This window comes from Streptomyces recifensis (assembly GCF_002154615.1).
Lineage (GTDB): Bacteria > Actinomycetota > Actinomycetes > Streptomycetales > Streptomycetaceae > Streptomyces > Streptomyces griseoluteus.
The window spans coordinates 1-5,526 of record NZ_MUNH01000102.1; the positions used below are offsets into that span (position 1 = coordinate 1).

Here is a 5,526-nt window from a genome sequence, read left to right on the forward strand (position 1 = left end):
TGGCCACGCCGAGCGCGGCGGTACGACCCCCGGCCGTGAACCGGGTGGTGACGACGAGGACGGGCGAGCCGGGCAGCCGGTCCAGTTCCTTCGCGTCCTCCGCGCCGGCCGACCCCAGCTCCACCGCGCGGTCCTGGCCGTCCAGTTCGAGCCGCTGGAGTTCGCGCAGCACCGCACGGGCGCGGGCCGGACCGGAGGGCGCGTCGATCGCGCTCAGGTCGGGCACCGAGGCGGCCGGGACGTACAGCAGCTCGGTGGCGACGCGCCGGCCCTGCGACATCCGGAACCGGCGTACGAGGTGCACCTCCTCGGTACCGGTGTCCAGGGCGGCCGCGACCGGGGCGGGCGGTACGGCCCGCTCGCAGTCCATCGGCTGCCAGGCGTCGTCACCGGTGCCGGGCCAGGTCTGCCGCCCGGTGCCGAGGGCGACGCCGACGCGCGGCGGCGCGACGGTGGTACCGACACCCCGGCGGCGTTGCAGCCGTCCCTCCAGCTCGAGTTGCTCCAGCGCCTGCCGGAGCGTGGCGCGGGCGACGCCGAACCGGGCGGCGAGATCGCGCTCGTTCGGCAGGATCTCGCCCACCGAGAACTCGGAGTCCAGCGCCTCGCTCAGTACGGTCTTGAGGTGCAAGTACTTCGGCTCCGGCACCGTTTCCAGTTGCGTGGTCCCCACCCTGTCCTCCGCGAGTGCCGTGCTCCGGCGGTTTTGGCGCCCTTGTTTATTAAAGGTTGTTGCAGTTCTTTGCGACCATAGGGCGGCCCTGATGCTTGGTCAAGACCAATTGTCCCATCCCTGCCCACTCGCCCGGTGCCCGGGTGACCGAGCGTTCACATGGAGTTCGCACGCCGAGGGGGTCCGTCCCCGGCGAGGACGCGCAGCTTGTCGGGGTTGCGGATGATGTAGACGGCGCTGATCGCGCCGTCGGTGATGCCGAGCTGGAACAGGGTGTCCGGCCTGCCCTCGGACAGCACGAGCACCGCGACACCGCCGTTCACCTCGATGAACCGGTGGCTCATGCCGGGCAGCAGGTTCTTCGAGGACACCCCGGCCAGGAAGCGCCCCACCTTGTCGGCGGTGAACAGCACCCGCACCGGAGCCTTGGCTTTGCCACCGCTGTCGCCGACCAGACGGGCGTCGGGAGCGAGCAGGGACATCAGCCCGTCGAGGTCACCCTCCGTGGCCGCCGCGAGGAACCGCTCGGTCAGTCTCCGGCGCTGGGCGGGGTCGACGTCGTAGCGCGGCCGGCGCTCCTCCACGTGTCTGCGGGCCCGCGCGGCCAGCTGCCGTACTGCGGGCTCGCCCCGGTCCAGCAGCTCCGCGATCTCGGCGTACGGATAGCCGAACGCCTCCCGCAGTACGAACACCGCGCGCTCCAGCGGGGACAGCGACTCCAGTACGACGAGGACGGCCACGGACACGGAGTCGGCGAGCAGGGCCCGGTCGGCGGTGTCCGGGACCGTGTCGCCGAAATCGGTGGTGTAGGGCTCGGGCAGCCACGGGCCGACGTACGCCTCGCCGCGCGACTTGACCTGCCGGAGCCGGTCCAGGGCCAGCCGGGTGGTGACGCGGACCAGGTAGGCGCGGGGTTCGCGGACCTCGGCGCGATCGGCGCGGGACCACCGCAGCCAGGCGTCCTGCACCACGTCCTCGGCGTCCGCGACGCGGCCCAGCATGCGGTAGGCGACGCCGGTCAGCAGGGGACGGTTCTCTTCGAAGACATCGATCGCGGTCTCGGTCGTCACGGTCCCCATCCCATCCCGGCGCACCCGCCGGTGTCCAGATGAATTCGGTCGTTCCTGGCGCGCTCCGGAGCCCGGCGGGGCGGGCGCCCGGCGCGGCGGGCGAACGTCTGGGATCATCGGCTCGTGAGCCGTCGAGCAGGGGGAATGCCGTGAGCATCCGGGACGCCGTCGTCACCGCCGCAGGTGACCGCATCCGCTGGGTGGAACTGCCGGGGAGCGACGCGCCCCGCGTCTATCTGCACGGTCTGGGGGCCACGGCGGCCGCCTACTTCGCGGAGGCGGCCACCCATCCGCTGATCGCCGGGCACCGCACGCTCCTGGTCGACCTGCTGGGACACGGTCTGAGCGACCGGCCGCACGACTTCGACTACAGCCTCGAGTCGCACGCCGGGGCGCTGGCCGCCGCGCTGGCCGTGGCCGGGGTGACGGGGGCCGAGGTGATCGCGCACAGCATGGGTGGTGCCGTCGCGATCGTGCTGGCCGACCGGCACCCGGAGCTGGTGTCCCGGCTGATGCTGGTCGACGCTAATCTCGACCCGGTGGAGCCCGCCCGGGGCGCCCTCGGCAGCGCCGGCATCGCGGCCTACTCCGAGGCGGAGTTCGCGGACGGCGGGTGGGAGGAGGTCCGGGACCGGGCCGGCGCGTTCTGGTGGGCCACCATGCGCCTGACCGACCGTACGGCCCTGCACCGCAGCGCCGCCGGGCTCGCCCGTGGCACGGTCCCGACCATGCGGGAGCTGCTGGTGCGCCTGGACCTTCCGCGCACCTTCCTCCGCCCCGAGGCCGGCGGGTCGCTGCCCGGCGAGGACGGGCTGCGCGAGGCGGGAGTGTCCGTGGTCGCGGTCGCGGACTGCGGGCACAACGTCATGCTGGACGCCCCCGAAGCCTTCGCCAGCGTGGTCGCGGCCGCGCTCGCGGCCTGAAATCAGCGGAGTTCCGCGACACGGCGCGAAGGGCTACCCGCCGGTAGTAATTGCTGACAAGCTGTCTACGGCGTCCGTCAGCAGCCGTACCGAGGAGCTTCGTATGTCCGCCACCGTCTCCTTCAAGGTTCCCGTCCCGGCCGGGACGAAGGATGTGACCGTCTCGTACCAGCGGGTGGGGCGGGGTGATCCGCTGGTGCTGCTGCACGGCATCGGGCACCACCGGCAGGCGTGGGACCCGGTGGTGGACATCCTGGCGACCGAGCGCGAGGTGATCGCCGTGGACCTGCCCGGCTTCGGCGCCTCGCCGGATCTGCCCGACGGCCTCGCCCACGATCTCCCGACGATCAACTCCGTGCTCGGCGCGCTCTTCGAGGCGCTGGACCTGGACCGCCCGCACGTGGCCGGGAACTCCCTCGGCGGGCTGCTCGCGCTGGAGCTGGGCCGGGCGAAGACCGTACGGTCCGTCACCGCGCTGGCGCCGGCCGGGTTCTGGACCGAGGCCGAGCGGCGGTACGCCTTCGGGGTGCTGCTCACCATGCGCGGGCTCGCCCAGCGGCTGCCGCTGCCGGTGGTGCGGCGGATGTCCCGCAGTGCGGTCGGCCGCACCGCGCTGACCAGCACCATCTACCGGCGTCCCGCGCGCCGGGCCCCGGAGGCGGTGGTCGCGGAGACGCTGGCGCTGGCCGGGGCCACCGCGTTCGAGGCGACGCTGCGCACCGGCACCACCGTGCGGTTCACCGACCCGCTGCCCGGCGTTCCGGTCACCGTGGCATGGGGCGCGCACGACCGGATTCTGCTGCGCCGCCAGGGTGTGCGGGCCAAGCGGATCATCCCGCACGCCCGGCTGGTCCGGCTGCCCGGCTGCGGACACGTCCCGATGAACGACGACCCGGCGCTCGTCGCCCGCGTCCTCCTCGACGGCAGTGGCCGCGCGGCCGGGGCCTGATGTCCCGTACCCTCGAAGGCGTGTCGCGCACCGGCGTCATCCCCCGGAGCGCGGCACGCCAACTGCGCTGCTGAGCAGTGAGTCTGACGGGGCGTCCGCCGGTGGTGGAAAGTGCGACGAACTCGGGCACAACGATGCTTTACCCATCGGTCACAGGGCGTTCGTGATCACGCAACACCATTCCTGCACAGTGGCCGCATGACTGCGGACATCTCTCGAACGAACCGGAAGTCGACGCCGGGCGCGATCCGGACCCGGCACGGGCGTCCCGTGCACCACTGGCGGCGGGACCTCGTCGAACTCGCGGCCCTTTTCACGGCCGTCGCGGTGGCCGACGGGGTGGCGAACCTGATCGGGCACGGCCCCGACGGTCCCGCCCTGCTGCTGATCTCGGCGCTCGCCCTGGCCGCGACGGCCGGGTTCCACACCTGGTGGGCCCGGCGCCATGTGCACGCACCGCCCACCGGTGACACCAGCGATACCGGCGCCCGGCCGAGCGCGTCCGCGCAGGCCGGGCCGTCCGCGCAAGGGGGCCCCGGCGCCCTGTGGCGGATGCGGACGACCGTACGGGACGAACCCGGCTCCCTGGCCGCGCTCTGCACGGCGCTGGCCACGCACCGGGTCGACATCCTGAGCCTCCAGACGCACCCGCTGGCCGACGGCACCGTGGACGAGTTCCTGCTGCGGGCCCCGGACGCCCTGACGGCGTCCGAACTGACCCGTGTGATCGCGGAGTCGGGCGGCAGCTCCACCTGGATCGAGCGCGCCGACGCCCACGATCTGGTCGACGCCCCCACCCGCGTCCTGAGCCTTGCCACCCGCACCGCGCTGGACGCCGCCGAACTCCCGCTGGCCCTGCGTCAGTTGCTCGGCCGGTGCACGATCCGCTCACTGCCCGCCGGCACGGGCGGCGAGCCGGTGCCCGCCGAAGGGGTACTGGAGGACACCGTGCTCCGCCTGCGGGCGCCGGGCGGGGGCGTGCTGAGCGTGGAACGGCCGTATCTGCCGTTCACCCCCACCGAGTTCGCGCGGGCGCGGGCGCTGGTGGAGCTGGACAGCCGCCTCGGCCCGCGCATCCCGCGCGCGCACGACGTGCTGACGCTGCCCGAGGGCAACGCGATCACCGTCCGCCGGGTCGACACCGGTGACCTGGACGCGGCCCGGGCGATGCACGAGCGCTGCTCGGACCGCACCCTCGACCTGCGCTACCACGGGCCGGTGCGCGACGCCGACCGCTATCTGAACCACCTGCTCAGCCCGCGCTTCGGCCGCACCCTGGCCGCGCAGACCGCCTCGGGCCGCCTGGTCGGCCTCGGCCATCTGCTGTGGGACGGCGAGGAGACCGAGGTCGCCCTGCTTGTGGAGGACGACTGGCAGCGTCGCGGTGTCGGCACCGAGCTGCTGGAGCGGCTGGTGCGGATGGCGGTGGAGGCGGGCTGCGCGAGTGTGTACGCGGTGACGCGCTCGGCCAACACCGGGATGGTCGCGGCGATGCGCGGACTCGGGCTGCCCCTGGACTACCAGGTCGAGGAGGGCACCCTCGTGATCACCGCCCGGCTGGACCCGGCCCGCACCGGCGCCCCTTCGAGGCGCGACGACGAGCAGCTCCGGCTCTGACCTGCCGGTGCGGCGGACGGCCCGGCGGTGACCGGCCGCCGGGCCGTCGTCATGGGCACTCCCCGTGTCAGGACCTCAGTTGACGGCCTCGAACAGCGGCACCGGCGCCGGGACCCGCTCCCCCAGCGCGCCGGACAGGTCGGCCCACAGGTCCTCGGTGTCCTCCAGACCGACCGAGAGCCGTAGCAGCCGGTCGCCCACCCCGGCGCCGTGCCGGTCGACGGTGTCCACGATGCGGTGGCTGATGGACGCCGGGTGCTGGATGAGGGTGTCGACGCTGCCCAGGCTGACCGC

Annotated in this window: 6 protein-coding genes; 3 read left to right on the forward strand and 3 right to left on the reverse strand. The window is 73.6% G+C overall.

Going from position 1 to position 5,526, the window contains the following annotated elements; translation table 11 throughout:
* Both CCN33_RS06585 and CCN33_RS06590 read right to left on the reverse strand, forming a co-directional pair.
* The coding region (locus CCN33_RS06585; protein ID WP_086692178.1) for a GntR family transcriptional regulator at nucleotides 1-673 on the reverse strand (673 nt) is incomplete at its 3' end.
* 155 nt (nucleotides 674-828) lie between these two features.
* Nucleotides 829-1,743: an RNA polymerase sigma-70 factor gene (locus CCN33_RS06590; RefSeq protein WP_086692181.1), complete on the reverse strand. Its 915-nt coding sequence runs from the start codon at nucleotides 1,741-1,743 to the stop codon at nucleotides 829-831.
* Between the two features lie 155 nt (nucleotides 1,744-1,898).
* Between CCN33_RS06590 and CCN33_RS06595 the strand changes: the two genes are divergently transcribed.
* The 3 genes from CCN33_RS06595 (at nucleotide 1,899) to CCN33_RS06605 (ending at nucleotide 5,232) form a co-directional block, all read left to right on the forward strand.
* Nucleotides 1,899-2,666, forward strand: coding sequence for an alpha/beta fold hydrolase (locus CCN33_RS06595; RefSeq protein ID WP_086692184.1), 768 nt, complete (start codon nucleotides 1,899-1,901; stop codon nucleotides 2,664-2,666).
* 103 nt (nucleotides 2,667-2,769) lie between these two features.
* Nucleotides 2,770-3,615, forward strand: a complete 846-nt coding sequence (locus tag CCN33_RS06600) for an alpha/beta fold hydrolase (protein ID WP_086692173.1) — start codon at nucleotides 2,770-2,772, stop codon at nucleotides 3,613-3,615.
* Between the two features lie 198 nt (nucleotides 3,616-3,813).
* Nucleotides 3,814-5,232: a GNAT family N-acetyltransferase gene (locus CCN33_RS06605; RefSeq protein WP_208621672.1), complete on the forward strand. Its 1,419-nt coding sequence runs from the start codon at nucleotides 3,814-3,816 to the stop codon at nucleotides 5,230-5,232.
* Nucleotides 5,233-5,307: 75 nt separating this feature from the next.
* Here CCN33_RS06605 and CCN33_RS06610 read toward each other — a convergent pair.
* On the reverse strand, nucleotides 5,308-5,526 hold a 219-nt coding region (locus CCN33_RS06610; protein WP_140394480.1), incomplete at its 5' end, for a PLP-dependent transferase.